The organism is Paenibacillus sp. J22P218, from assembly GCF_056269195.1.
In genome coordinates, this window is record NZ_JBWDNL010000002.1 from 528,431 (window position 1) to 552,533 (window position 24,103).

Genomic DNA, 24,103 nt, shown 5'->3' on the forward strand with positions numbered 1-24,103 from the left:
TAGAACGAAGGTGGCAACTTTGATGAAACGCATGGGGAGAAAAATAAGGCAACGAACGATCAAACTACTTATTATTGTATCGATGCTGACCGTATACGGCTTTGGGTTTACAGAGGGCAAGGCTAATGCGGAAGCTTCGCTGCTGACGGATATATCCAACTCGTACTCGCAGAAAGAAATAGAGGCATTAGTTGATGCTGGCATTATGTCGGGTTATGGCGATGGGAGCTTCAAGCCTGACAAAATGATAACAAGAGCCGAAATTGCCGCGGTGATTGCCAAGCTGCTCGATTTGCCGATGATGCCGGATAAAGCGGCCGTATTTGCAGACGTAGATCCTTCCGCTTGGTACAGCGGCTATATAGGCGCTCTTGTGAGTACAGGAATAACAAGCGGAACCGCATCAGATCGTTATGATCCGCGGGCATTTATCACAAGGGAGGAAATGGCTGTCATAGTGATTCGGGCTCTAGGTCTTGGTGAAACGGCTCTGAAAATGGATTTGCAAAACGTATTCACCGATTCGGAGCTTGTATCGGATTGGGCAAAACCATACCTTTCTCTCGCGTTCCGTATCGGACTCATCCGCGGAATCGAAGATGCGAACGGAAATGTTGCGATTCAACCAAAATCTAAGGCAGAGCGACAAGCGGCGGCCAGGCTTGCTTACGAGTTAATGAAGAATAAAGAGTTCTATTGGAATGAGGCTCAGCGATTAGTGCTGCCCTCGACAAGTCCGAGCCTAGTACCGTCGGCTGTTTCTTCCGCTACACCGATAAGCGTACCAACACCGACAAACGCGCCGACTACACTGCCAACGGTGTCGCCGACAGCAACACCAACACCAACAGCAACACCAACAGCGACACCAACACCGACACCAACACCAACACCAACACCAACACCGACACCAATTCCAACGCCTGAAACGCCGATCGGTTTGAACGCAGTCGGCGGAGATACCGTTGTTACATTGAACTGGGTAGCTGCGGTGAATGCAGCGTCCTACACGGTGTACCAATCTACCGTGTCGGGAACGGCATTCACGGAAGCTGCAAGCAATACTACGGCAACTAACGCTGCTATAACGGGATTAACAAATGGAACAACGTATTACTTTATTGTTAAGGCGGTCAACGAAAGCGGTGAAAGCGAAGCTTCAGCCGAAGTTTCCGCGACACCACAAGTCGCAGCGCCAGCCGCTCCCGTATTAAATGGAGCAGTATCCGGAGACATGCAAGTCTCTCTCTCGTGGACTTCAGTTCCTAAGGCAACGAGCTACATGATTTATAAGTCGACGACACAAGGTTCGAACTATGTTGAGACAACCAGCGGAATAACGGATACATCTGCGACGATTACGGGACTCGGAAACGGAACAACCTATTATTTTGTTGTTAGAGCCGTTAATGCCGGAGGGGTAAGTTCGGTTTCCAATGAAAGGGCAGCCACGCCTGTTATGCCGCCTCCAAATGCGCCGACCAACATACGGGTAACGAACGGGTATCAACAAACGACTGTGCAGTGGAATGCATCAGCCGGAGCAACGGGCTACAACGTGTATATGACGACCGTTTCCGGAGGTGAATATGATCTTATCGCTTCGAATGTAATGGGATTAAACTACACCGTAAACGGCTTGACGACAGGCGTTCAATATTACGTTGTCATAAAGGCGGTTAACGCTTCGGGAGAGAGCGCGGCCTCTTCCGAAGCGAGCGCTGCGTCGTATCTCCAAACGCCATACGGGTTCTCCCATTATAATTACTCCAGTGATGTTATGTTATATTGGACAAAACCTGTAAATGCAACAAGGGTAAGAATCTTCTGGGCTACATCGAGCGATGGTGTATACACTGAATATTATCCGCAGTTAACATTAACTAGCAGTGTTTCTTTCAGACCGGTAACGAGCGGAACGACTTATTATTTTAGGTATAAAGCGGTTTATCCCGACGGGGAGAGCGACTTCTCAACATATACCGTTACTTTTAACTAAATCTTATACGAATGCCGTGGACGCACTTGTCCGCGGCATTGTTCGTTCAACTAACAGTTGAATGGAGTCACCGCATCACTCTACTACTATTCGATACCAACTAATGGAAGTATGCATTACAATCAAATCAGGTACTAATATTGACATTTGATCGAGGTGGCGGGAATGGGCGTGGATTACTCAAAAAATATTAGCGAGCGGATTAGCAAGCTTCGCAAGCAAAATGGCATGACGCAGGAGCAATTGGCGCAGCGGATGGGGGTTACGTATCAAGCGGTCAGCAAATGGGAGAACGGGTTATCCTGCCCCGATGTCTCGTTGCTGCCGCAGCTCTCAGACGCATTTAAAGTATCGCTTGACGAGTTGTTCGGGCGCAGCTTGCGGAATGCGGATCACCGCAAAGGGTTGATCGCGGAGTATTTGTTCCAAGGCGATGCGAAGGACAGCAGTGGACAAGGTCGGCACGCAAGTGTGATAGGGGCGACATTGTGCGAGGATCGGTTCGGAAGGCCGAATAACGCCTATGCGTTCGACGGCAAGGATGATTATATCGTTGCCCAGCCGGCGCCTCTTTTGAACGAAGAAGGATTCACGCTGTCGGTATGGTGCAGCTTTGGATCAGCCACAAAGTTTGAAGGCTGGCATAGCGCGATCGTCTCGCAGGATGGCCATCGTGCACGGCGGGTATTCCAGCTTAGCACGCTTGATGCGAGCATTACTTTTCACCGCTTCATGTCCTATCCCGAGCCGTATGCGGAAGGTCCGATTCACCGCAACTACTGGTATCATCTTGCCGTAACGTATGACGGCAGCCATTTCAGATTATACCGCAACGGCCAACTTGTCAGCGAAGAGCAGGGCAGGCTGAAGCCGGATGGCGAAGAGCCGTTATACATCGGAAGAAAATCGACCGATGAGCCGTATTTCTTTTTCCAAGGCAAGATCGACGACTTAAGAATGTACGACAGGCCGCTGACACCTGACGAAGTGAATGAGCTATTCTTGGAGAACGGCTGGGAACCGGCAGAGACACCGGAGCTGCGGGATGATGAGATGGAGGAGCAGAGAGTTCTCGAGTACTTGGAAGACATACAGATGATCGTTCAGCGGAATCGTATTCATGAGGCGGCTGAGTGGTATATCAACAACCTTGGATTCAAGCGACATGCAGGCGGTCCTGATGAGAACTTCTATATATTAAGCTTATATAAAGGGCCTGATCTGATTATGTCGGCAGGCGAGGATGATAAGGATTACGCGTGGCAAGCATCGCCGGTATTCTACCGAACCAAAATGGATTTGGAAAAGCTGAAGCAACGCCTTGAGTCTGCCGGCGCTGAGACAGGTGCGGTGCGGGATGAAGGCTTCGCGTTTTTCCTCGACCTGAAGGACCCGTTCGGCAATGCTTTGATCCTTTCCAAGCACAAGCGATAAGAATAGAAGAAGAGCGGCTGCGCTTCCCTGGCGGCCGCTCTTCTTGTGTTCAATTGCGTTTAGAAGTTGAAGTTGTCCGGATCAGGGCCGAAGCGCTGATTGCGGTTCAATTCGTTAATAAGCGCCATATCGTCAGCGGACAGCTCGAAGTCGAAGATAGCCGCGTTCTCTTGCATGCGTACCGGGTTCGTCGATTTCGGGATCGTAACGACTTTGTTCTGAAGATCCCAGCGAAGCACGATTTGCGCAGCCGATTTGCCATGCTTTGCGCCGAGGTCGGCTAGCACGCTTTGATCGAGATTGCCTTGCATAAGCGGGCTCCAAGCTTCAAGCTGAATGCCTTTGCTCTCACAGTAGGCGCGAAGCTCGGTTTGGCTAAGCAGCGGATGGTATTCGACTTGATTGACCATTGGCAAAATGGAGCCCGAAGCTTCGATGTCTTTCAAATGATGAATTTGGAAGTTGCTGACGCCGATTGCGCGAACCGCACCGTCCTTGTATAGCTTCTCAAGCGCGCGCCATGTTTCTGTATATTTGCCTTTAACCGGCCAGTGGATCAGAAGCAGGTCGATGACTTCAAGCCCCAGCTTGCGACGGCTTTCCTCGAAAGCGGCTAACGTCGTGTCATACCCTTGATTAGCGTTCCAAATCTTCGTCGTTACAAAAATTTCATCGCGTGTTATATCGCTGTTGCGAATCGCGGCGCCAACGCCTTCTTCATTATTGTAGGCAGCTGCGGTGTCGATACTTCTGTATCCAAGCTCGAGCGCCGAGGCGACTGTTCTTTCTGCTTCGCCGTCATCCTTAACTTTCCAAACGCCTAAGCCGAGCCATGGCATTGTCACACCGTTGCTAAGCGTTGTTGATTGTGTAAATGGTTGCGTCATTTGTGTTTCCTCCCGTACTTGGAATTATGAAAAGGATAGGTCTAATTAAAGCGACAAGGCCAGAATGGCGCGCACATCGTCTTTGCCAAGCGACTTAAATGAACCGATATTGCCGTATTGTACGGCTTCCTCTGCCATGCGGTCGAGATTTTCTTCGCCGATACCAAAGTCCGCAAGTCTCGACTCCGCGCCGATCTGCGTAAAGAAATTGCGAGTTGCCTGAATACCCGCAAGCGCGATTTCATCCTCGGTCATTCCTTCGCCCGTAATGCCCCAAATGCGCTGAGCGTATTGTACGAAACGGTCGACACGCTGCTTATACACGTACTTCATCCAGTTAGGGAAAATAACCGCAAGCCCAGCGCCATGCGGAATGTCATAGATCGCGCTCACTTCATGCTCGATGCCGTGCGACGCCCAGTCATTCGCCATGCCGACGCTGATCTGCCCGCCGTTAAGCGCCATCGTGCCGCACCACATTAAGTTAGCGCGAGCGGCTGCGTCATCGGGTTTCTCAATAGCGATCTGGACGTTCTCGATAACCGTCTGCAAAATCGATTCGCAGAAGCGCTCTTGGAGAGGCGTGTTCGGAGATAAGCTGAAGTATTGCTCGAATACATGCGACATAATATCAACCGATCCATATACGGTATGATTACGCGGCACGGTATACGTCAGCGTAGGATCAAGGATGGAAAACTTCGGATATGTATGCGGGCTCACGAACGATTGCTTCTGCTTTTCTTCCCAATTGGTCACGACCGTACCGCCGTTCATCTCTGAACCGGTTGCTGCCAATGTTAGAATCGTACCTAGCGGAAGAGCTTGCTGCACGACGGCTTTGCGCGTGTAGAAGTCCCAAACGTCACCTTCGTAAAGCGTGCCTGCTGCAATGGCTTTAGCTGCATCAATGACGCTGCCGCCGCCTACGGCAAGAATGAAGTCAACGCCGTGCTCACGGCAGATGGAGATGCCTTTGTTCACCGTTGTAAGTCGCGGGTTCGGCTCGATATTCGGCAGTTCGTGTACCGTAATGCCTGCTTCGGCCAAGCTCCCTAACGTACGGTCAAGCAAGCCCGTCTTCTTAATGCTGCCAGATCCATACACAAGCAGTACCGTCTTGCCGTAGCGAGCCGTAAGTTCGCCTACACGGTCCGCCGTGCCTTCACCGAAAACGATGTGCGTCGGATTATAAAATTGGAATGCGTTCATGGTTTACCTCCAATAGTCTAATAGATAACTTTAAAAGTAACTAATTATCGTGAAAGTTATGTTTACGCCGTTTATTTTAGTATAGCGCGTGAAACAATGTCAAGTGATCCGAAAGAAGCTATTGATACGTTAACTTTAAAGTTATATAATGAGAGCCGAATACTGCTCGAGCAGCTTAAAGTAAAAAGGGGATCAGCGGCTATGGAAATCGAAGTAAGCAGCCGAAATATGAAGTTTCTTGAATGTTTCTCCTCGCATACGCGAGTAAAAATGATCGAGCTGCTTGGCGTGCAGCCCATGAATATTAAGAGCTTGTCAGAGGCGCTAGACATAAAGTCTCCTATCGTAACGAGACATATTCATATGCTGGAGGAAGCAGGGATCGTTCGCTGCGAGACGGCGGCGGGCAAGCGGGGGATGCAGAAGATTTGTTATTTGCAGCTATCGCATGCGATGCTGCTTTTCCCGGGAGCGCCAGCTCAGCTTCAGCCGGTTCAGAGCAACCGTTATTTTGTATCGCTGCCGGTTGGCCATTATTCTTCCTATCAGATCAAGCCAACCTGCGGACTAGCCTCCGATACGACCATGATTGGAATGTGCGACGACCCGCGTTATTTTGCAGATCCGGAGCATGTGCAGGCGAAAGTGATCTGGTTCGGCTCGGGGTTTGTTGAATATCGCATACCTAATTATATGGTTAATACGGAAACGCCCGAGTCGCTGGAGATCGCGATGGAAATTTGCTCGGAGACTCCGTGCACGGTCAACCACCTGCCGTCGGATATATATTTTACGATTAACGGAATTGGAATCGGAACGTGGACGTATCCGGGCGACTTCGGCAATTCGAGAGGGCTGTACACACCGGAATGGTGGCATAAGAACATTCAGCATGGGCTCATGAAAACGATTCGTATTAATAAGCAAGGGTCGTTCATCGACGGGGTTCAGGTATCGAACGTAACGATCGAGCAACTTGCGCTTGCTTATGATAAGGAAATCTTGTTCCGCATCTCCTGCAGCGAAACGGCCAAAAACTGCGGCGGCGTCACGCTGTTCGGCAAAGGCTTCGGCAATTACAATCAAGACATTGAAGTTACGCTCCGCTGCTAAGGGGGCGTTTTTTTCATTTATAAATAGTTAGGAAAAATATATGGATTGAGACTGTTGACAAATGCATCAAATTAAAGTATCTTTAAATCAAGATAAACGAAATTGAGACATCGAATTGAATGAGGTGAGTAAGATGAGCACAACGAAAAACGAATCTCTTGACCTCTACATTGCTCTTTCAAGAGCGAGCGAGTGGGTGAACGCGCATGCCGACCGTGATATTAGAAGCCACGGATTGAACCGGACGGAGTTCGGCGTTCTGGAGCTGCTGTATCATAAAGGCGCTCAGCCCATTCAGCAGATCGGCACCAAAGTATTAATGAGCAGCGGCAACATCACCTATGTGGTTGATAAGCTCGAGAAGAAGCAGTTCGTGAAGCGCAACCCCTCGCCGAGGGATCGCCGGCTCATTCTTGCGGAAATAACGGATGCGGGCAGAACGTTCATGGAAGATGTTTTTCCTCAGCATACGAAGGTAATCGAGCAAGCGGTAGCCGGTTTGACGGAGGAAGAGAAGAAAGCTGCGGGTCAATTATTGAAGAAGCTAGGGAAGTACGCGCAGGATGGCTTCAAGTAGTCGTTGCTCGTAAGAGAAAGCGATGGCTGCTTTTCTTTCAAAGTAATATCTTAATTTTAAGATATCGAAATTGTAGGCATGAACAAGTTAATTATAATTTTATATAAACCAAGGAGATGGATGACAATGACAAACCAACAAACAGCAGGTATTCACCATGTAACAGCTTTCGTACGCAGCGCGCAAGAAACGGTAGATTTTTATGCGGGTATTCTCGGACTTCGGCTGGTCAAAAAAACGATCAACTTCGATGCGCCGGAAGTGTACCATCTGTACTTCGGCAATGAATCAGGCGGACCGGGCACGATCATTACGTTCTTCCCATCCGAAAACTCGCGCAAAGGACGTGTCGGAGGCGGCCAAGTCGGATTCACGACTTATGCGGTGCCCGTAGGCAGCTTATCCTTTTGGTCGGACCGTCTATCGCAATTCAGCGTACCGTTCGAGACAACGCACCGGTTCGGTGAAACGTACCTCAGATTCGAAGACCGCGACGGTCTGAAAATCGAAATCGTAGAGCGCGCGGAAGGCGCGAAAAGCACTTGGGCTTTCGGCGGCGTGTCCGTGGATAACGCGATCAAAGGCTTCGGCGGTGCCGTCCTCTTCAGTACGGCTCCTGACAAAACCGCACAACTGCTCGAGCAAGTGATGGGGCTTGAGAAAATCGGGCAAGAGGGAGCATATGCTCGGTTCAAATCATATGGCGATATCGGCAACATTATTGATGTGAACGTGACTCCGATGGATTACGGCGCAGGCGGCGCAGGCACGGTTCACCATATCGCATGGCGCGCGAAAGACGACGCCGAGCATGCGGCTTGGAGAAGCCACGTTGAAGCAAGCGGCTACCGTCCAACACCGATCGTCGACCGTCAATACTTCAATGCGATCTACTTCCGCGAAGAAGGCGGCATCTTGTTCGAGATTGCAACGGATCCTCCAGGCTTCGCTCGCGACGAAGCGCCAGAGGCATTAGGCGAAAAAATTATGCTTCCTGAATGGTTCGAAGAGCACCGCGAGCTTATCGAGCAAAATCTGCCTTCAATTCAAGTAAGAGTGTTGGAAACTGATCAACAATAATAATTAGTGCTTGGGCTCTCGTCTATGACGAGGGCTTTTTATTGTTTTTTCTTTATACAGGCAGTGGGTGACGATGGAAACGAAGAAAAGGAGATTTCTGTTTTTGTTTGAAATAGGTGTATTCAAAAACAAACAAATATGATATTATCAAAACAAACAAAAACAAAACATCATTCGGAGGTATATCCATGGTACAAAGTTTGTGGGAATCAGCAGAAGCTTCGAAGTTTGAAAGCGGACTTGATCAACTCGTTTATCGCTCCAACATTATCGGCGCGGATCGCCGCGTATGCAATTATGGCGGCGGCAATACGTCGACGAAAACAATCGTTAAGGACTTCCGCGGACGCGATGTGGAAGTCATGTACGTGAAGGGCAGCGGCTCTGACCTTGCAACGATGAAAGCGGGCAATTTCACGGGTCTTCGCATGGACGATATTCGTCCGTTGTTCGAACGCTCCGAAATGCCGGATGAGGAAATGGTCGCTTATCTCGTTAATTGCATGATCGATTCCAAACATCCGCGCGCTTCGATCGAGACTTTGCTGCACGCATTCCTGCCTTTCAAACATGTCGATCATACGCATCCGGATTCGATAATCAGCTTATGTTGCGCGGATAACGGCAAGGAGCTGGCTAAGGAAATTTTCGGCGACCGTTTCGTGTGGGTTCCGTATGTACGTCCGGGCTTCAACCTGTCGAAAATGATCGCGGAAGGCGTCCTTGCCAACCCGAACGCCGAGCTCGTGCTTATGGAGAAGCATGGTCTGGTTACTTGGGGGGAAACGTCGGAAGAGTGTTACGCACAGACGATCAAGATTGTCTCGGAAGCGGAAGCATTCATTGAAGCACGTGTAAATGAAGCGAAGCTGTTCGGCGGCGCGAAGCATGAAGTGCTAGCAACCGAAGTTCGCCGCAGCGTCGCAGCTAGCGTGATGCCAACGATTCGCGGTGCGGTAAGCGACGCTAAGAAAATGATCCTGTCGTACGACGACGAGGCGGACGTGCTTGCATTCGTAAGCGGCGAAGCTTCGCCGAAGCTGTCCCAAGTGGGCGCGGCATGCCCGGATCACCTTGTTCATACGAAGGTTGTTCCGCTCTTCATTGACTGGACGCCTAGCGCGGACGATGTCGAAGGACTGAAAGCGAAGCTGATAGAAGGCATCGCTTCCTATAAAGAGCAATACCAAGCTTACTTCGAACGGAACAAAAACGAAGGCGACGTTATGTTTGAAGCAGCGCCTCGCGTTATTCTCATTCCAGGTATCGGCATGATCAACACAGGCAAGAGCTGGGCGATGTCCAAAGTCAGCGGTGCTCTTTACCACCGTGCGATTGCGGTTATGCGCGGAGCAACTGCGCTTGGCGACTTCGTATCGCTTAGCGAGAACGAATCGTACAACGTGGAATACTGGCCGCTTGAGCTTTATAAGCTGTCGCTTGCTCCGGCAGAAGCCGAATTCTCCCGCAAGGTTGCTTTCATTACTGGCGGTGCTGGCGGCATCGGCAGCGAGACAGCTCGCCGTCTTGTATCTGAAGGCGCGCATGTGGTGCTTGCCGACCTTAACCTCGAAGGCGCCCAGAAGGTTGCTGACGAGATTAACGCCAAATATGGTGAGAACCGTGCGATTGCGGTTAAAATGGATGTAACGAGCGAGGAGCAGGTTTCTGCGGCTTACGCGGAAACGGCGATTGCTTACGGCGGCGTTGACATTATCGTCAACAATGCAGGTCTTGCAACTTCCAGCCCGTTCGACGAAACGTCGCTTAAGGAATGGAATTTGAATATGAACGTGCTTGGCACGGGCTACTTCCTTGTTGCCCGCGAAGCGTTCAAGCTGATGAAGCAGCAGGCAATCGGCGGCAACATGGTATTCATCGGTTCGAAAAACTCGGTTTACGCAGGCAAAAACGCTACTGCTTACAGCGCGGCTAAAGCACTTGAAGCGCATCTTGCACGCTGCATCGCAGCGGAAGGCGGCGAGTTCGGCATTCGCGTCAACACGATTTTGCCGGATGCGATCCTGCAAGGTTCGGCGATCTGGAACGGAAGCTGGCGCAACGAGCGGGCTGCCGCTTATGGCATCGAGCCTGATCAGTTGGAAGAATACTACCGCAAGCGCACGACATTGCTTGTGAATATCTACCCGCGTGATATTGCGGAAGGCATCGCGTTCTTCGCTTCATCCAAAGCGGACAAAACGACGGGCTGCATGCTGACGATCGACGGCGGCGTACCTGCAGCGTTCACGCGTTAATCCAAATAGGGTAAGCATAAACAGGGCAGCAGAGAAGAGCGTCGCCTTCGGCGGCGGCGCTCTTGCTGTTTGCTGCTTCAAGGAGGGCACTTTAACCATGTATCAAGCGCGTGGAGAGAAGCATTGGTTCATACCTGACGGATTCATTCCGCCGGACAGCACCGGTGCGCTTACGAGCCACGAATCGGTGTGCGTTCTGAATTGCTCCTCGGAGGAGGCGCTTATCCGGTTTACTATATTTTTCGAAGATCGTGATCCGATTGAAGACATATTGGTCGTCGTGCCGGGCAGACGCACGAAGCATATTCGTACGAGCTCGCTAGCGAAAAACGATCAGGTCATCCCTATTGGCGTGCCATACGCGATCGAGGTTCTAAGCGATATTCCAATCATTGTCCAATACAGCAGGCTTGATTCGACGCAAGCGGAGAACACGCTTATGTCGACGATTGCTTATCCTTTGAAATCATAAATCACTATATTTTATATTGAAAGGGTGTTCACCATGTCGGATCGTGCTTATGTATTATTTGAAGAGCAACAGCAAGCTAGAGGTATTAACCTGGAGGATGTAAAGTCCAAATTGAAAGCGCTCAAAATCGAGACGCCATCCTGGGGCTACGGAGATTCGGGCACGCGGTTCAAAAACTTCCAAAAAGTCGGCGTTCCCCGCAATCCGTTCGAGAAGTTCGACGACGCCGCACAGGTTCATAAGCTGACAGGTCTTGCTCCATCGGTTGCGATTCATATTCCTTGGGATAAAGTCGACGATTACAGCAAGCTGAGAAGCCATGCGGAGAGCCTAGGCCTTAAGATTGGCGCGGTTAATCCGAACCTGTTCCAAGAAGACGAATACATGCTAGGCAGCGTAACGAATGCTGACCCGGCTATCCGTCGCAAAGCAACGAACCACTTGCTCGAATGCGTAGATATTGCCAAAGAAACAGGCTCGCGCGATATTAGCCTATGGTTCGCGGACGGCACGAACTACCCAGGTCAAGGCGACATTCGCAAGCGCAAAGGCTGGATGTACGAAGCGCTTGCCGAAATGTACGGCGCAATGACGCCGGAGATGCGCATGCTGATCGAATACAAATGTTTCGAGCCTGCATTCTACCATACCGATCTTGCGGATTGGGGCATGGCGTACAACATGGCGCTTAAGCTTGGACCACAAGCGGAAGTGCTCGTGGATACGGGCCACCATCTGCCGGGAGCGAATATCGAACATATCGTTGCTTACTTGCTGGACGAGAAACGCCTTGGCGGTTTCCACTTCAACAGCCGCAAATACGCGGACGATGATCTGATCGTCGGCTCGGTCAATCCATATGAGTTGTTCTTGATCTTCTATCAAATCTTGAATGCAGCCGGCGACGATGATGCGGCTATTCGCAGCAACGTAGAGAACATCGCGTACATGATCGACCAATCGCATAACATCGAGCAGAAGATCCCTGCTATGCTGCGTTCCGTGCTCAATGTTCAGACGAACTTCGCCAAAGCGCTGCTCATTAACCATGAGGAAGTAGCTGCAGCTGCTAACAGCAACGATGTGCTCGGCGCAGAAGATGCCGTTCGCAAAGCGTTCGAATTCGACGTTACGCCGCTGCTTCACGCGATTCGCGAAGAGCAAGGCTTGCCGCTTGATCCGATGAAAGCCTATCTTTCCAGCAGCTACGGCAAAGACATTCTTGCTAGAGGCAAGGGCGGTGCGAGCTGGTGACCATACTCGCATTCGATCTTGGCGCGAGCAGCGGCAGAGCGCTGCTCGGCCGCTTGCAGGATGGCAAGATCGAGGTCGAAGAACTGCACCGGTTCAGTAATGATCCGGTGCAGGTAGGCGACCGGCTGCAGTGGGATATTTTGCGCCTGCTGCATGAGTTGAAACAAAGCTTGCTGCTTGTGAAGCATCGCGGCATTAAGCTGGACAGTATTGCGATCGATTCGTGGGCGGTCGACTTCGGATTGATCGGCGAGAACGGCGAGCTGCTTGGCAATCCGTATCACTATCGCGATTCGCATACGAACGGCGTGATGGAGAAGGTTCGCGAGGAGTTAAGCGACTCGGAGATATTCGGACGTACAGGCATTCAGTTCCTGCCTTTTAATACGATTTATCAGCTTGCCGCGCATAAGCAAGCCCATTCGCCGTTATTGCGGGAAGCAAAACATTTCTTAATGATCCCGGATCTGCTCCGTTATTTCCTGACTGGCGAAATGTACAATGAGTTTTCCAATGCGACAACGACGCAGTTGTACAACCCGTTAACCGGTAGCTGGGATGAGACGCTTATTCGTGCCATTGGATTGTCGCCTGATCTGTTTGGTGAGGTTGTACAGCCTGGAACAGACGTCGGCATGCTGCGTCCTTCCTTGTGCGAGGAGCTCGGAATTGAACCGGTTCCGGTTATTGCGGTCGCTGAGCACGACACGGGTTCGGCTGTTGCAGCCGTTCCGGCGCTCGATCGCTCATTCGCTTACTTAAGCTGCGGGACATGGTCGCTCATGGGTACGGAAGTGGGAGAGCCGGTCATTAACGAGCTGTCGGAGCAACTGAACTTCACGAACGAAGGCGGCGCGTATGGCACGTATCGTTTGTTGAAGAACATTATGGGCCTATGGATTTTGCAGGAATGCAGAAGGGCGTGGGAACGTGCAGGAAAATCGTTCTCCTTCCCCGAATTAGTTAAGTTGGCCGGCGAAGCAGAACCGTTCGCGGCTTTCGTTGATCCTGACGATCCCGTATTTATGCCTCCTGGCGATATGCCTGCACGCGTCGTTGAATACTGCAAGCGTACGGGGCAGCAAGCGCCTGAAAGCGTAGGCGCGATTACGCGCTGCGTGCTGGAGAGCTTAGCGCTGAAATACCGCTTTGTGCTGGAGCTGACGGAGAAGCTGTCGGGCAATCGATTCGGCGGGCTGCATATGGTTGGCGGCGGCATTCAGAACCAATTGCTTTGCCAATGGACCGCTAACGCGATTGGCAAGCCGGTATGGGCCGGTCCGGTCGAAGGCAGCGCCATCGGCAACATGATCGTACAGTGGATTGCCGGCGGCAAGCTGACCGATATTTGGGAAGCGCGCAAGGCAATTCGCGATTCATTCCCTGTGGATGAATACGGGCCTGAGCAGACGGATGCTTGGGAACGGGCTTATGAAGCTTTTGTTGTGAAGACGGGGGTCGCTTAAACAACGGTTTGGGCAGCCATCAAATATAGGTTAGAAAGAGGTACGGTATGCTGGTCGCGGAACGCTACGATAAAATTGTACAGCTAGTGAATGAAAGAGGAAGCATTCGAGTGACGGAGCTAAGCGAGCTCTGTCAGGTGACGGAAGAAACGATCCGCCGCGACCTTGATCGTTTGGAGCAAGCCGGCAGGCTCCGCCGTTCGCATGGCGGTGCGGTAAGCGTGAAGGATCAGCAGCCGGAGATACCTTTTTTTGAACGTGAGATTACGCATGCCGACGAGAAGCGGCTAATTGCCGAAGCGGCGGTGAAACTTATCCAGCCGAAGGATCGCATATTGCTTGATGCGAGCTCGACCGCTTGGTACATGGCGGCCAGCATGCCGGATATTCCGCTCACGGTATTGACGAATTCGATCAAGGTAGCGATGGAGCTGAGCGGCAAGGAGAAGATCGAGGTCATTTCGACGGGCGGCATCCTTGCCTCCCGCTCGCTTTCTTATGTGGGACCGTTAGCCGAGCGCTCGCTTGATGCATACCATGTGGATAAGGCATTTATTTCGTGCAAGGGCGTCCATCTGGAGCGCGGCGTCAGCGAATCGAATGAGCTGCAGGCTCGGATCAAGCAGAAGATGGTCGGCATGGCCGATCAGGTCATTTTGCTTGCCGACTCTAGCAAGTTCGGCGTCATCGCCTTCACGAATGTCGCCGAGCTGGGCGATATTGACACCATCGTTACCGATAAGCGGTTGTCAGGCGAGCTGCTCAGTCAGCTCGAAGAACGGCAGATCGCTGTAACGATTGTGTAGCAGCGTAGAGTCACGCCGCAACTATTCCATTTGCCGTCTGCGGACGGCTCATTTTTATATTCAACATGTCTGACAACCTGATATAATGACATTATTAGACGTGAAGAGGGGGGTGCCGGAATGAAGGTTTCCTTATTTATTACTTGCTTGAGCGATGCGATTTATCCGCGCGTAGGGGAAGCGATGGTGCGGCTGCTTGCGAAGTACGGCGTATCGCTGCAGTTTCCGACCGTACAGACCTGCTGCGGGCAGCCGGCTTTCAACAGCGGCTATTGGAAGGAAGCGAGAGAATCAGCGAAGACGATTTTGGATGCTTTTGAGGATAGCGACTTCGTTATTTCGCCATCAGGCTCGTGCACAGGCATGATTCATCATTATCCGAAGCTGTTCGAGAATGATCCTGTGATGCTGAAGCGTGCGAAGGCCTTGGAGAGCAAGTCCTATGAATTCACGCAGTTTCTCGTGCAGGTGCTTGGGGTTACGGACGTAGGTGCCGCTTTCCCGCATAAAGTTACGTATCATCCGTCGTGTCACGGCAGCCGGATACTCGGCGTGAAGGATGAGCCCATGGCGCTTATGAAACAAGTGAAGGGCCTTGAGCTTGTGCCGCTTCCATTCGCGGAAGATTGCTGCGGATTCGGCGGAACGTTCGCGGTTAAGATGGCGGACATTTCCGGCGCGATGGTTACGGAGAAGGCTGATCACGTACTCGAGACGGAAGCAGAAGTGCTTGTCGGCCTCGACATGGCATGCCTTATGAACATTGCTGGCAACTTGAGATATCGGAACGAGCCGGTGAGGGTTATGCATCTCGCCGAGCTGCTGTACGAAGGGGTGAAGGAAGCATGAGCGGAGCACATCAAGCGGGGGCAACGGTAAAGGCAAGGGCGGAGCTGGCGCTGAATGACGAGTTTCTGCGCAAAGCGGTGAAGTTCACGACCGAACGACTGCGCAACGGGAAGAAAAAAGCGTCAGAGGAGCATGGCAACTGGGAAGAGTGGCGTGAGCGCGGCAAACAGATTCGGCTGCATACGATCGCGCATCTCGACTATTATTTGAACCTGTTCGTCAACAACGCCCGTGCGAACGGCGTTCATGTACACTTTGCGAATACGACAGAGGAAGCGGTCAAGCTGACACTGGACATCGCCGAGCATGCGAACGCAAAGTCGGTCGTGAAGTCCAAGTCGATGGTTACCGAGGAGCTGCATCTGAACCATGCGTTGGAATCGATCGGCGTCGAAGCGATTGAGACCGACCTTGGCGAATATATTATCCAATTGGCGGGCGAGATGCCGTCGCATATCGTTATTCCGGCGATTCATAAGAATAGATACCAAATTGCCGATCTGCTCTCCAAGGAGGCGGGATATACGCTGCCGCCGGATACGACGGCGCTGGCGGGCTTCGTGCGCAAGAAGCTGCGCGAGAAGTTTCTCGAAGCAGACATCGGCATGACCGGCTGCAACTTCGCCATTGCCGAGACCGGCTCGATGGTTCTGTTCGAGAACGAAGGAAATGCCCGTATGGTAAGTACGGTTCCAAAAACACAAATTACGCTAATGGGCATGGAGCGTATTATTCCATCCTGGGAAGACCTTGAAGTGATGGCGACGCTGCTTCCTCGCTCGGCTACGGGACAGAAGCTGACGATGTACATGTCCGGCATTACGGGCCCGCGCCGCGAAGAAGACGCCGACGGTCCGGATGAAATGCACATTATTATCGTCGATAACGGACGCTCGCTGCAGCTCGGCGACCCTGAGTTCCAAGAGCTGCTGAACTGCATTCGCTGCGGCGCTTGCTTGAACGCTTGTCCCGTGTACCGCCATATCGGCGGACACGCATACGGAAGCACCTACAGCGGGCCGATCGGTGCGGTCCTTACCCCGTCGCTCAACAAAAATATCGCGGAATGGGATGACATCGCGAACGCATCCAGCTTATGCGGCGCTTGCTATGAAGCATGCCCGGTGAAAATTCCGCTGCATGATATGCTCGTCTACCTGCGCCGCCGCAAGGTCGAGAGCGGCAACGGCAGCAAGCTGGAGTCGATCGGGATGCAAGGATTTGCAACCGTCATGGGCAACTCGTCCCGCCTTGGCGGCGTATTGCGCTTAGGAAAGCTGGGGCAGAAGCTTGTCGTTCGCAGCGGCGTCATCAAGACGAAGCTTGGTCCGCTTAAAGGCTGGAACACTTATCGTGTGACGCCGAGCTTGCCGAAGGAATCGTTCCGCGACCGCTTCGATACGCTTGATCAGGAATTGAAGCAAGGCTTGAAGGCGATGGATCCAGCGATGCAGAGCCGTATGGAGCAACTGGTACAGAAGCGCAAGGACAACGAGAAGAACGGAGGAGGACATGGTCATGGCTAATACGGATACATCGGCGCATAAGGAATGGCTCGCCAAGCTGGAAGCGCAATCGAAGACGAAGCAGGAGCAATTCATGAACGGCATTTCGCAGCGGCTCGGACATCCCCGCATGACCGAGAAGCCTCAGCATCCGTTCCGCGGTGCTCCGGACTTCTGGAAGGCGTTCGAGTGGAGCGAAGAAGAGCGTATTAAGGCGTTCACCGATAACTTCGTTTCGGTTGGCGGACATGTAGCGCGATTAGAGACAATGAATGATGCGAAACAGTTCATCGCAGACAAGGCGCAGGAGATGAGCGCGAAGTACGTCATTCGCCAGAACCAGCCGGAGCTCGATGCGCTGGATCTCGAAGGCGCGCTTGCGGATGCGAAGGTGTCGGTATGGAATTCCGATCCTGAACAATATTGGCGGGCACGGGCGGCAGAAGCCGACTTCGGCGTCGTTATCGCCGACCATGCTGTGGCATATACGGGGTCCGTAACCGTATTGTCCGCGCCGAATAAAGGACGTTCCGTCAGCCTGCTGCCGACCGTGCTTATCATTATTATTCCGGTAGAGCGCTTGAAGACGAAGCTGGGCGAGGTGCTAAAGACCTTCGATGAGGAAGGGCGCGAGAAGCTTCCTGCCGGCATTCATTTCATTACCGGTCCTAGCCGATCGTCAGATATCGAGAATGATCTGACGATCGGTGTCCATGGTCCGGGAATCGTCTACGCGCTGTTAGTCGGATAAGAAACAGGAGGTGGGCGCATGTCGTCGCTGGATGTCGTGAAGTTGTCCAAACGCAATCATTACGAGGAAATAACGGAGCAAATCAAGGGGCTCATTATGGACGGAAAGCTGAAGGTTGGCGACAAGCTGCCTTCAACGAAAACGATGTCGGAGCAATTCGGCGTCGGACGCTCGACCACGCGCGAAGCGCTTAGCGCGCTCAAAGCGATGGGCATGATCGAGATTCGGCAAGGGGGCGGCTGCCGCGTCATTCGCAGCGCGCCTGCGGAGGTAGAGCTCCCTGAGCTCCAATCGCTGCGGATGAATCGCGAGACGGTGCTGGAGTTGCTCGAAGCGCGTGAGTCGCTTGAAGTGTCGAATGCAGCCATTGCCGCCAAGAAGCGCACAAATGAAGATCTTGAGGCGTTAGCCGGCATCATTCATCAGATGGAAACGACGGTGGGCAATGACGCGGAAGGTGAGCGGCTTGATCTGCTCTTCCATCTGACGCTTGCGAAGGCTACGCATAATACGATTATGGTTCGGCTGTTCGAATCGATTATGGACCCGATCGAGACCGCGATCCACGATATTCGCCGCGTCGAGCTGTATGCGAACGAGCAGGTCGCAGGAAGGCTGTACGAGGAGCATTCCGCTATCTATGAAGCCGTCAAGGAGCAGCAAGCCGAACTTGCCGCCGAACGGATGGAGCGCCATCTGCAGCATATTGAGTCTATCGTGCTGAAGCATATCGGAGCCTAACCACTTGCAGTTTCACAATCGATAGACAAAGAGAAGAGGCTGCACCTGCATCGTCATGACGCGGGTACAGCCTCTTTCGCATGGATGGTCATACCGTTACTTAACCGTTCCCAAATATTTCTTGATAAATTGCAGCGCCTTGTCCGGGTTCTTCGCATTGACGCGAATGCCGACGATCATATCCTGCTTGTAGAGCGGCAGGTCCGTTACGAGCGAACTTGCGCTTAGATCGATGCCGTAAATCCGTTCGGTAGTATCTTCCTCTGTCTTGAGCTTTTGTGCTAGGCCGTCCTTGAGCAACGGCTTCAGTTCCCCTTCAGCTGCATCGTCAAGCGGCAACAACACCCCTTGAACGCCTACCCATTGGAAAATATTTTTGTCCATCACATAGACATCCGGATTTTCGGTTGCCAGCATAAGAACGGCTTTTTGCATATACGCATATTGGTTCGCTTCGTCCTCAGGCACGGGAGTCAGCATCGTCTTGAAACGCTTCCATTCCGGAAAAGCAGCCAGCAGCGCTTTCTCAAGAGGCTCTTCTTTCTCCGCGGTATCATTCAAATAGTAGTTGCCCATGAACGATACTTCAAGATCGACAGGGGGCAGACTTGCCAGGTAGGCTTTCTCTTCGCGATAGTTAACAAAGCTGATAACACCATAAATAATGAGTGCGACGGCTACGACGGCGCCGAGCGTATGAAACTTATAATACCGCCAAAAATGGTCCATCTTCTGGGCTTTGTCAGCCATGCCCTTGTACTTGCCGTATTCCTGTTCATTGAACGCATCGGTCGTCTTGCGGTCCTCGTATTCGAGGATGAATCGATACGCCCCAGTGATAAGCGCGAAATCATCATTGCCGCTGCTTCCCGTACCGCTATCCTGCTGCTGCGCTCGCGAGCGTTCTCTGCGCATCAATGTCGTGTAGCGCTTCTCTACTTCTTCTCTCGGAGCTAATTCCGGCAACCCCAAGCGTTCATATGCTTGTTTCAAATCGTCCACTTCGTCACCCCAATTAGTAAAATAGCTCTTGTATGCATCCTATCTATAAGTATACGGAATTCCGCGCCCAACGCAAACTTTGGGAGAAGAAAGAGAGTCATGTCGATTATAGGCGTAAATAAAGCTTAACAGCCTAGCTTTGCCGCCACTTTTTGCGGTAGACGAGCGGCGTTTGCTCCACACGGTCTTTGAACAGCGATATAAAATGGCTGACATTGTCGATGCCAATCTGCACGGCGATCTCGGCGATCGGCATATCGGAATATTTGAGCAGCTCCTTCGCTCTCGTAATCCGAGTATTAATGAGGTACTCATTCGGCGAGAAGCCGGTATAACGCTTGAATTGTTTGGCCAGATAATATTTGCTGACCGCATGCTCTGCTGCCAGCTCGGTTAGCGACATCCTTTCCGCGAAATGCTCATCCATCCACTGTGTGATCTCGCCGATGTAGCTTGGGATATCCGCATAAGGTAGCTCAAGCTGTTGAGCGGTCAAGACCAGCTCGGTCAATAGCTCCGTAATCAACTGCGAGCCGACTAGCTCGGTTCGGAAGCTTTTGCGAGTATGCAGCTCTAGCAATTGACGAAGCAGCGCAGGCACTGGTGTGTCAGGCTGGAGCTTCAGTACTGGCTCTGAGCTTAATGCGAATTGCTCGTAGTAGGCACGGACTGCGCTGCCATTGAAGTGCACCCATAACATGTCCCAAGACTGGCCTTGCTCGGTTGCATAGTGCTGATAATCCATACAATCGATGAAGAACAGCTGCTTGGCCATTAACGGGTATGTCGCGCCTCGGTAGGTCAATCGCCCGCTTCCGGCTAGGGTGTATACAAGGAGATACGATTCAAGCTGTTCCCTTTCTGTAAAATAACGTTCGAGCGTCTCGAAATATCCGATCTCCTGCACATAGAACAACGATTCCTTGGCGAAGGCCGACGGTGTAGCGAACAGCCGGACGGAGTTATCCGACCAGGCGGGATAACTTCTTTCGCTATAAGCGCACATGATAGGAATTCACCTCGCAAGATTGTGTTATTTTTGACCAAGATGATCTGATGTTATTGGCATTGAAAGCCGTTACAATGTGGATATAAAGCTATTATTTCATAAAATGACGAGGTGGTAAAGCTGACGTTACTATCTGCTATTAAACCAAGCAAGAGAGCACGGATCGGTCTTTATTCTGTTGGCTTGAGAGCATATTGGGAGCAATTTCCCGGTCTGCGGGAGCGGTTGATTGAATACGGGCAATTCATCGAGAAGCGGATGTCCGCTTGGGGAGACGTATACAACTACGGTCTTGTGGATACGGAAGGGGAAGGACGCAAGGCAGGGGAGTGGCTGAACGAGCAGCAGGTGGATTTGGTGTTCTGCCATGCTGCTACGTATTCGACGAGCTCAACCGTGCTGCCCGTTCATCAGATTAATAAAGCGCCGGTCGTGTTTCTTAATCTGCAGCCGACGGAGCGCATTAGCTATGACCAGACGACAACGGGCGAATGGCTGGCGCATTGCGGAGCTTGTCCGGTCCCCGAATTCGCCAACACGTTCAATCGCGCAGCGATCCCGTTCCGCGTCGTTAACGGGCTGCTCGGCTTGGACTACACGCCGGCTATTTCACTAACGAACGAAATGACAGCCCAGCGCAAGGAAGCGGTGCGCGCTTGGCGGGAGATTGAGGAATGGGTGCGCGCGGCCGCCGTACCGCGCAACCTGCAGCACAGCCGCTTCGGCTTCTTAGGAAATACGTACAGCGGCATGCTGGATATGTACAGCGACTTCACGATGATTGCGGCGCAGACTGGACTTCATGTCGAAGTGCTCGAGATGTGCGATCTCGATCGGCATTTGCGGCAAGTTACGCCCCAGGAAGTGAAGGCGAAGCTGGATGAGGTGCATGAGATGTTCCAGATTAGCGGTGATTCGCCGTCCGATCCGATTGCAAGGAAGCCGACAGAAGAACAGCTCGAATGGTCGTGCAAGGTGGCGGCAGCACAAGAGCGTCTCGTTCGCGAGTATGATTTGGATGCGCTAACCTACTACTATCATGGCGCTCCGGGCGGTGAATACGAGAAGCTGCAATCCGGCTTCATTGTCGGTCATTCCTTGCTGACGGCTCGCGGCATTCCATGCTCGGGCGAAGGCGATCTCAAGACGGCTGTTGCGATGAAAATATGCGATGTGCTTGGAACGGGAGGCAGCTTCTCCGAAATCGTTGTCGTTGATTATGTAGACGATACGATTCTGCTCGGACATGACGGACCGTTCCATATTGCGATCTCGGAAGGCAAGCCTGTACTGAGGGGGATGGGGCTGTATCACGGCAAGCAGGGTACGGGTGTATCCGTCGAGGCGAAGGTTCGCGCGGGGGCCGTAACGACGCTGAACGTCACGCAGACCGGAGACGGAAAGCTGAAGCTGATCGCAAGCGAAGGGGACTCGACGAACGGTCCGATTATGCGCATCGGCAATACGCAGACGCCTATCAAGTTCCGCCTTGCGCCGGATGATTATATGACGAGCTGGTTCGCTGAAGCGCCGACGCATCATTGCGCATTATCCATCGGTCATAACGCCTCGTTGTTCGCTAAGGTTGGCGAGCTGATGAAAGTGAAGCATGTGACGCTATAAGCAGCATCGCAACATATCGGAATATTGAACAAAATGATCCGTTATTTGCTACCTGTATAAGCAGCTATTCTGCTATTCTATCATTAATGAGACTTGATGATAGGATGGTGCAAAGTGGTTACAACATATCGATTCGATTTCGGCATTGGCGATTCGCCGCAGCCAGGTACACAATATATTCAAATCCTGCCGGACACGGCGTATACCGATGAACAGGGTTACGGCTTTGAATCCTGCGAGCGTGTGAGCTCGCGCGATCGCGGTGAAGGCGATCGGCTGCGCAGCGCCTTCTGCATCCCACTAGATTCTGCGTTCATCGTGAAGCTGCCTAATGGTTTGTATACGATTACAGTAACGATGGGCGACGCAATAGCGCCTACCGTAACTAGCTTGAAATACGGGGTCGGCCGAATGGTGCTGAACAAGATCGTGACGTCGGCGGGGCAATACGCGGTGCACAGCTTCACGGTGAAAGTGACGGACGGCAAGCTGCGGCTTGCCTTCTCCGGCGTAGCGCCGCGTATTAATGCGCTTGATATTGTGGAAGCGAAGCAAGCGACGACGATTTTCCTTGCCGGAGATTCCACGGTGACCGATCAGGACGTCTTCCCTTATGCGGGCTGGGGACAGATGCTGCCGCTGTACTTCAAGACCGATGTCGCGATCGACAATCATGCGAAGTCGGGACGCAGCTCGAAGAGCTTCATTTCCGAAGGGCGCTTGAAGCCAATATTGGACGAAATCAAGTCCGGCGATTATTTATGGATTCAGTTCGGCCATAACGACGAGAAGCAGGATGAGGAGCGGGCAACCGAGCCTTTTGGCTCCTACAAGGAGAAGCTGGCAATTTATGTGGAGGAAGCAAGGGCAAGAGGGGCGATTCCCGTCCTCATAACGCCGATGCATCGCCGTAAGTTCGATTCGCAAGGCCGCATTATCGATACGCATGGCGAATACTTGCTGGGCATGAAGGAGCTTGCGAGCGAGCTCGGCGTGCCGCTTATCGATTTGGCAGCGAAGAGCAAGACGCTGTACGAGGGGCTTGGGGATGAGCCTTCCAAAGCGCTGTTCATGTGGGCGTATCCGGGCGAGTTCATTCATTTTCCGGATGGGGCGCAGGACGATACGCATTTCCAGGAACTTGGCGCGATCCGTGTTGCCGGATTGGTAGTCGAAGGGGTGCGAGAGCTGGGTCTTGCGCCGCTGAACTTGTATTTGCGATAAAGGCTGTCGATTAGTTTAGCTTATTGAACTAGAATAGATGGATCAACGTTATAGATCGCGAGGTATGCGGGTGTTTGATCCAACGGTGTTCGAAAATGTAAAAGTCGCGCTCGAGAATCATTTTTACGATTTAGACAATCTGGATCGGCTGATCGATATCGTGGGCCGGAATGACCGGATGGAAATGGCGGTTATGGCACGCGAGTTCGGACTGCGATTCACGCTTGCGGGGCAGTCCGGAGTGTCGGCCGAGGTAAGGCTGGCATCCTCGCTTCGGCAGCTTGCGGCCGAGCTGCTGGACCAAGACGGCGATACGGCGGCGACTGGAGCCGGCTGCTCGTTGTCGTTGCGTTTCCGAGTCGCGATAAGCGAACCGGACGAGCAGTGTCGTCAGATTGAACGCATTATGGGAACGATATGGGGCGATGATATGCCCTTTACTCAGACGGTCAGCTATGTGCATGGGCAGGATGCTCCGCCAGAGGCCGTTTTTTATACGAACAAAATTGAACTAAAGTTCAATCGAACGATCGGCGAGGCGCAAATGGAGGATATTCCCGAGCTGGCGGAACATATGCTGCAGACGTTAAGAGAACTGAAAGTTGTAGCTAAATAGCTGGATCTGGCAGTATTCAATCGGGAACGGCTGTGCTATAGTACTCCTATACAACTGAAGAAGAAATTCCGGCGCCGTTGGCGGCCGGGAGAGGTTCGCGAACTCCCTCTATAAAAAACTATGCAAAACGAAGGCTTCTCACGAGAGCCTCGTCTTTTTGCGTTCGGCGCGAAGCGGCAGTACCCGCTTCGCGCCGTTTCTTTGGAATCGGAACGCAAGCAGCAT

The 24,103-nt window shown here is 52.2% G+C and carries 21 protein-coding genes and 1 riboswitch; of the genes, 17 read left to right on the top strand and 4 right to left on the bottom strand.

Going from position 1 to position 24,103, the window contains the following annotated elements:
* Positions 1–22 precede the first annotated feature (22 nt).
* Positions 23–1,999 (top strand): S-layer homology domain-containing protein, encoded by a 1,977-nt coding sequence (locus AC0YN0_RS11100; protein WP_475821330.1) that lies wholly within the window; start codon positions 23–25, stop codon positions 1,997–1,999.
* 171 nt (positions 2,000–2,170) lie between these two features.
* Complete coding sequence (locus tag AC0YN0_RS11105) at positions 2,171–3,433, top strand: LamG-like jellyroll fold domain-containing protein (RefSeq protein ID WP_475821331.1); 1,263 nt, start codon at positions 2,171–2,173, stop codon at positions 3,431–3,433.
* 59 nt (positions 3,434–3,492) lie between these two features.
* On the opposite strand, the gene AC0YN0_RS11110 is transcribed toward AC0YN0_RS11105, so the two are convergent.
* Both AC0YN0_RS11110 and AC0YN0_RS11115 read right to left on the bottom strand, forming a co-directional pair.
* Positions 3,493–4,320, bottom strand: coding sequence for an aldo/keto reductase (locus AC0YN0_RS11110; protein WP_475821332.1), 828 nt, complete (start codon positions 4,318–4,320; stop codon positions 3,493–3,495).
* 45 nt (positions 4,321–4,365) lie between these two features.
* The gene (locus AC0YN0_RS11115) at positions 4,366–5,532 is read right to left on the bottom strand and encodes an iron-containing alcohol dehydrogenase (protein WP_475821333.1); all 1,167 of its coding nucleotides are present in this window, start codon (positions 5,530–5,532) and stop codon (positions 4,366–4,368) included.
* Positions 5,533–5,733: 201 nt separating this feature from the next.
* Between AC0YN0_RS11115 and AC0YN0_RS11120 the strand changes: the two genes are divergently transcribed.
* The 12 genes from AC0YN0_RS11120 to AC0YN0_RS11175 all read left to right on the top strand — a co-directional run bounded on the left by AC0YN0_RS11120 (position 5,734) and on the right by AC0YN0_RS11175 (position 18,404).
* Complete coding sequence (locus AC0YN0_RS11120; protein ID WP_475821334.1) at positions 5,734–6,645, top strand: ArsR/SmtB family transcription factor; 912 nt, start codon at positions 5,734–5,736, stop codon at positions 6,643–6,645.
* A 133-nt stretch (positions 6,646–6,778) separates the two neighbouring features.
* Positions 6,779–7,222: a MarR family winged helix-turn-helix transcriptional regulator gene (locus AC0YN0_RS11125; RefSeq protein ID WP_475821335.1), complete on the top strand. Its 444-nt coding sequence runs from the start codon at positions 6,779–6,781 to the stop codon at positions 7,220–7,222.
* 126 nt (positions 7,223–7,348) lie between these two features.
* Positions 7,349–8,302 carry a ring-cleaving dioxygenase gene (locus AC0YN0_RS11130; RefSeq protein ID WP_475821336.1) on the top strand — a complete coding sequence of 318 codons (954 nt, stop codon included), beginning with the start codon at positions 7,349–7,351 and terminating at the stop codon, positions 8,300–8,302.
* Positions 8,303–8,490: 188 nt separating this feature from the next.
* Positions 8,491–10,560 carry a bifunctional aldolase/short-chain dehydrogenase gene (locus tag AC0YN0_RS11135; RefSeq protein ID WP_475821337.1) on the top strand — a complete coding sequence of 690 codons (2,070 nt, stop codon included), beginning with the start codon at positions 8,491–8,493 and terminating at the stop codon, positions 10,558–10,560.
* 97 nt (positions 10,561–10,657) lie between these two features.
* Positions 10,658–11,032, top strand: a complete 375-nt coding sequence (locus AC0YN0_RS11140) for a sensory rhodopsin transducer (RefSeq protein WP_475821338.1) — start codon at positions 10,658–10,660, stop codon at positions 11,030–11,032.
* 33 nt (positions 11,033–11,065) lie between these two features.
* The gene (rhaI, locus tag AC0YN0_RS11145) at positions 11,066–12,286 is read left to right on the top strand and encodes an L-rhamnose isomerase (protein ID WP_475821339.1); all 1,221 of its coding nucleotides are present in this window, start codon (positions 11,066–11,068) and stop codon (positions 12,284–12,286) included.
* Entirely contained in the window at positions 12,283–13,752 is a 1,470-nt protein-coding gene (locus AC0YN0_RS11150) for a rhamnulokinase (protein WP_475821340.1), read from the top strand. Before rhaI ends, AC0YN0_RS11150 begins: the two co-directional genes overlap by 4 nt.
* Before the next feature lie 47 nt (positions 13,753–13,799).
* On the top strand, positions 13,800–14,558 hold the full coding sequence (locus AC0YN0_RS11155; RefSeq protein WP_475821341.1) for a DeoR/GlpR family DNA-binding transcription regulator: 759 nt from the start codon (positions 13,800–13,802) through the stop codon (positions 14,556–14,558).
* Positions 14,559–14,678: 120 nt separating this feature from the next.
* Entirely contained in the window at positions 14,679–15,407 is a 729-nt protein-coding gene (locus AC0YN0_RS11160) for a (Fe-S)-binding protein (RefSeq protein ID WP_475821342.1), read from the top strand.
* On the top strand, positions 15,404–16,933 hold the full coding sequence (locus tag AC0YN0_RS11165) for a LutB/LldF family L-lactate oxidation iron-sulfur protein (RefSeq protein WP_442050587.1): 1,530 nt from the start codon (positions 15,404–15,406) through the stop codon (positions 16,931–16,933). The genes AC0YN0_RS11160 and AC0YN0_RS11165 overlap by 4 nt, the downstream gene beginning before the upstream one ends.
* Positions 16,926–17,663, top strand: coding sequence for a LutC/YkgG family protein (locus AC0YN0_RS11170; RefSeq protein WP_475821343.1), 738 nt, complete (start codon positions 16,926–16,928; stop codon positions 17,661–17,663). The genes AC0YN0_RS11165 and AC0YN0_RS11170 overlap by 8 nt, the downstream gene beginning before the upstream one ends.
* A gap of 18 nt (positions 17,664–17,681) precedes the next feature.
* Positions 17,682–18,404, top strand: a complete 723-nt coding sequence (locus tag AC0YN0_RS11175) for a FadR/GntR family transcriptional regulator (RefSeq protein WP_475821344.1) — start codon at positions 17,682–17,684, stop codon at positions 18,402–18,404.
* A gap of 96 nt (positions 18,405–18,500) precedes the next feature.
* Here the strand turns inward: AC0YN0_RS11175 and AC0YN0_RS11180 are convergent, their stop codons facing one another.
* The gene (locus AC0YN0_RS11180) at positions 18,501–19,406 is read right to left on the bottom strand and encodes a J domain-containing protein (protein WP_475821345.1); all 906 of its coding nucleotides are present in this window, start codon (positions 19,404–19,406) and stop codon (positions 18,501–18,503) included.
* 133 nt (positions 19,407–19,539) lie between these two features.
* Positions 19,540–20,412 carry a helix-turn-helix domain-containing protein gene (locus AC0YN0_RS11185; protein ID WP_475821346.1) on the bottom strand — a complete coding sequence of 291 codons (873 nt, stop codon included), beginning with the start codon at positions 20,410–20,412 and terminating at the stop codon, positions 19,540–19,542.
* A 186-nt stretch (positions 20,413–20,598) separates the two neighbouring features.
* On the opposite strand from AC0YN0_RS11185, the gene AC0YN0_RS11190 reads away from it, so the two are divergent.
* The 3 genes from AC0YN0_RS11190 (at position 20,599) to AC0YN0_RS11200 (ending at position 23,878) form a co-directional block, all read left to right on the top strand.
* On the top strand, positions 20,599–22,038 hold the full coding sequence (locus AC0YN0_RS11190) for an L-arabinose isomerase family protein (protein ID WP_475821347.1): 1,440 nt from the start codon (positions 20,599–20,601) through the stop codon (positions 22,036–22,038).
* Between the two features lie 96 nt (positions 22,039–22,134).
* Positions 22,135–23,262 (top strand): rhamnogalacturonan acetylesterase, encoded by a 1,128-nt coding sequence (locus AC0YN0_RS11195; RefSeq protein WP_475821348.1) that lies wholly within the window; start codon positions 22,135–22,137, stop codon positions 23,260–23,262.
* A 70-nt stretch (positions 23,263–23,332) separates the two neighbouring features.
* On the top strand, positions 23,333–23,878 hold the full coding sequence (locus AC0YN0_RS11200) for a hypothetical protein (protein ID WP_475821349.1): 546 nt from the start codon (positions 23,333–23,335) through the stop codon (positions 23,876–23,878).
* Positions 23,879–23,962: 84 nt separating this feature from the next.
* A riboswitch (PreQ1 riboswitch) is annotated at positions 23,963–24,006 on the top strand.
* The last annotated feature ends 97 nt before the right edge of the window (positions 24,007–24,103 follow it).

Bases quoted from the DNA above. Each gene is read 5' to 3' on its own strand.
- AC0YN0_RS11100 (WP_475821330.1), top strand. From the start codon at position 23: ATGAAACGCATGGGGAGAAAAATAAGGCAACGAACGATCAAACTACTT.
- AC0YN0_RS11110 (WP_475821332.1), bottom strand. From the start codon at position 4,320: ATGACGCAACCATTTACACAATCAACAACGCTTAGCAACGGTGTGACA.
- AC0YN0_RS11115 (WP_475821333.1), bottom strand. From the start codon at position 5,532: ATGAACGCATTCCAATTTTATAATCCGACGCACATCGTTTTCGGTGAA.
- AC0YN0_RS11120 (WP_475821334.1), top strand. From the start codon at position 5,734: ATGGAAATCGAAGTAAGCAGCCGAAATATGAAGTTTCTTGAATGTTTC.
- AC0YN0_RS11125 (WP_475821335.1), top strand. From the start codon at position 6,779: ATGAGCACAACGAAAAACGAATCTCTTGACCTCTACATTGCTCTTTCA.
- AC0YN0_RS11130 (WP_475821336.1), top strand. From the start codon at position 7,349: ATGACAAACCAACAAACAGCAGGTATTCACCATGTAACAGCTTTCGTA.
- AC0YN0_RS11135 (WP_475821337.1), top strand. From the start codon at position 8,491: ATGGTACAAAGTTTGTGGGAATCAGCAGAAGCTTCGAAGTTTGAAAGC.
- AC0YN0_RS11140 (WP_475821338.1), top strand. From the start codon at position 10,658: ATGTATCAAGCGCGTGGAGAGAAGCATTGGTTCATACCTGACGGATTC.
- rhaI (WP_475821339.1), top strand. From the start codon at position 11,066: ATGTCGGATCGTGCTTATGTATTATTTGAAGAGCAACAGCAAGCTAGA.
- AC0YN0_RS11155 (WP_475821341.1), top strand. From the start codon at position 13,800: ATGCTGGTCGCGGAACGCTACGATAAAATTGTACAGCTAGTGAATGAA.
- AC0YN0_RS11160 (WP_475821342.1), top strand. From the start codon at position 14,679: ATGAAGGTTTCCTTATTTATTACTTGCTTGAGCGATGCGATTTATCCG.
- AC0YN0_RS11165 (WP_442050587.1), top strand. From the start codon at position 15,404: ATGAGCGGAGCACATCAAGCGGGGGCAACGGTAAAGGCAAGGGCGGAG.
- AC0YN0_RS11170 (WP_475821343.1), top strand. From the start codon at position 16,926: ATGGCTAATACGGATACATCGGCGCATAAGGAATGGCTCGCCAAGCTG.
- AC0YN0_RS11175 (WP_475821344.1), top strand. From the start codon at position 17,682: ATGTCGTCGCTGGATGTCGTGAAGTTGTCCAAACGCAATCATTACGAG.
- AC0YN0_RS11185 (WP_475821346.1), bottom strand. From the start codon at position 20,412: ATGTGCGCTTATAGCGAAAGAAGTTATCCCGCCTGGTCGGATAACTCC.
- AC0YN0_RS11195 (WP_475821348.1), top strand. From the start codon at position 22,135: ATGATAGGATGGTGCAAAGTGGTTACAACATATCGATTCGATTTCGGC.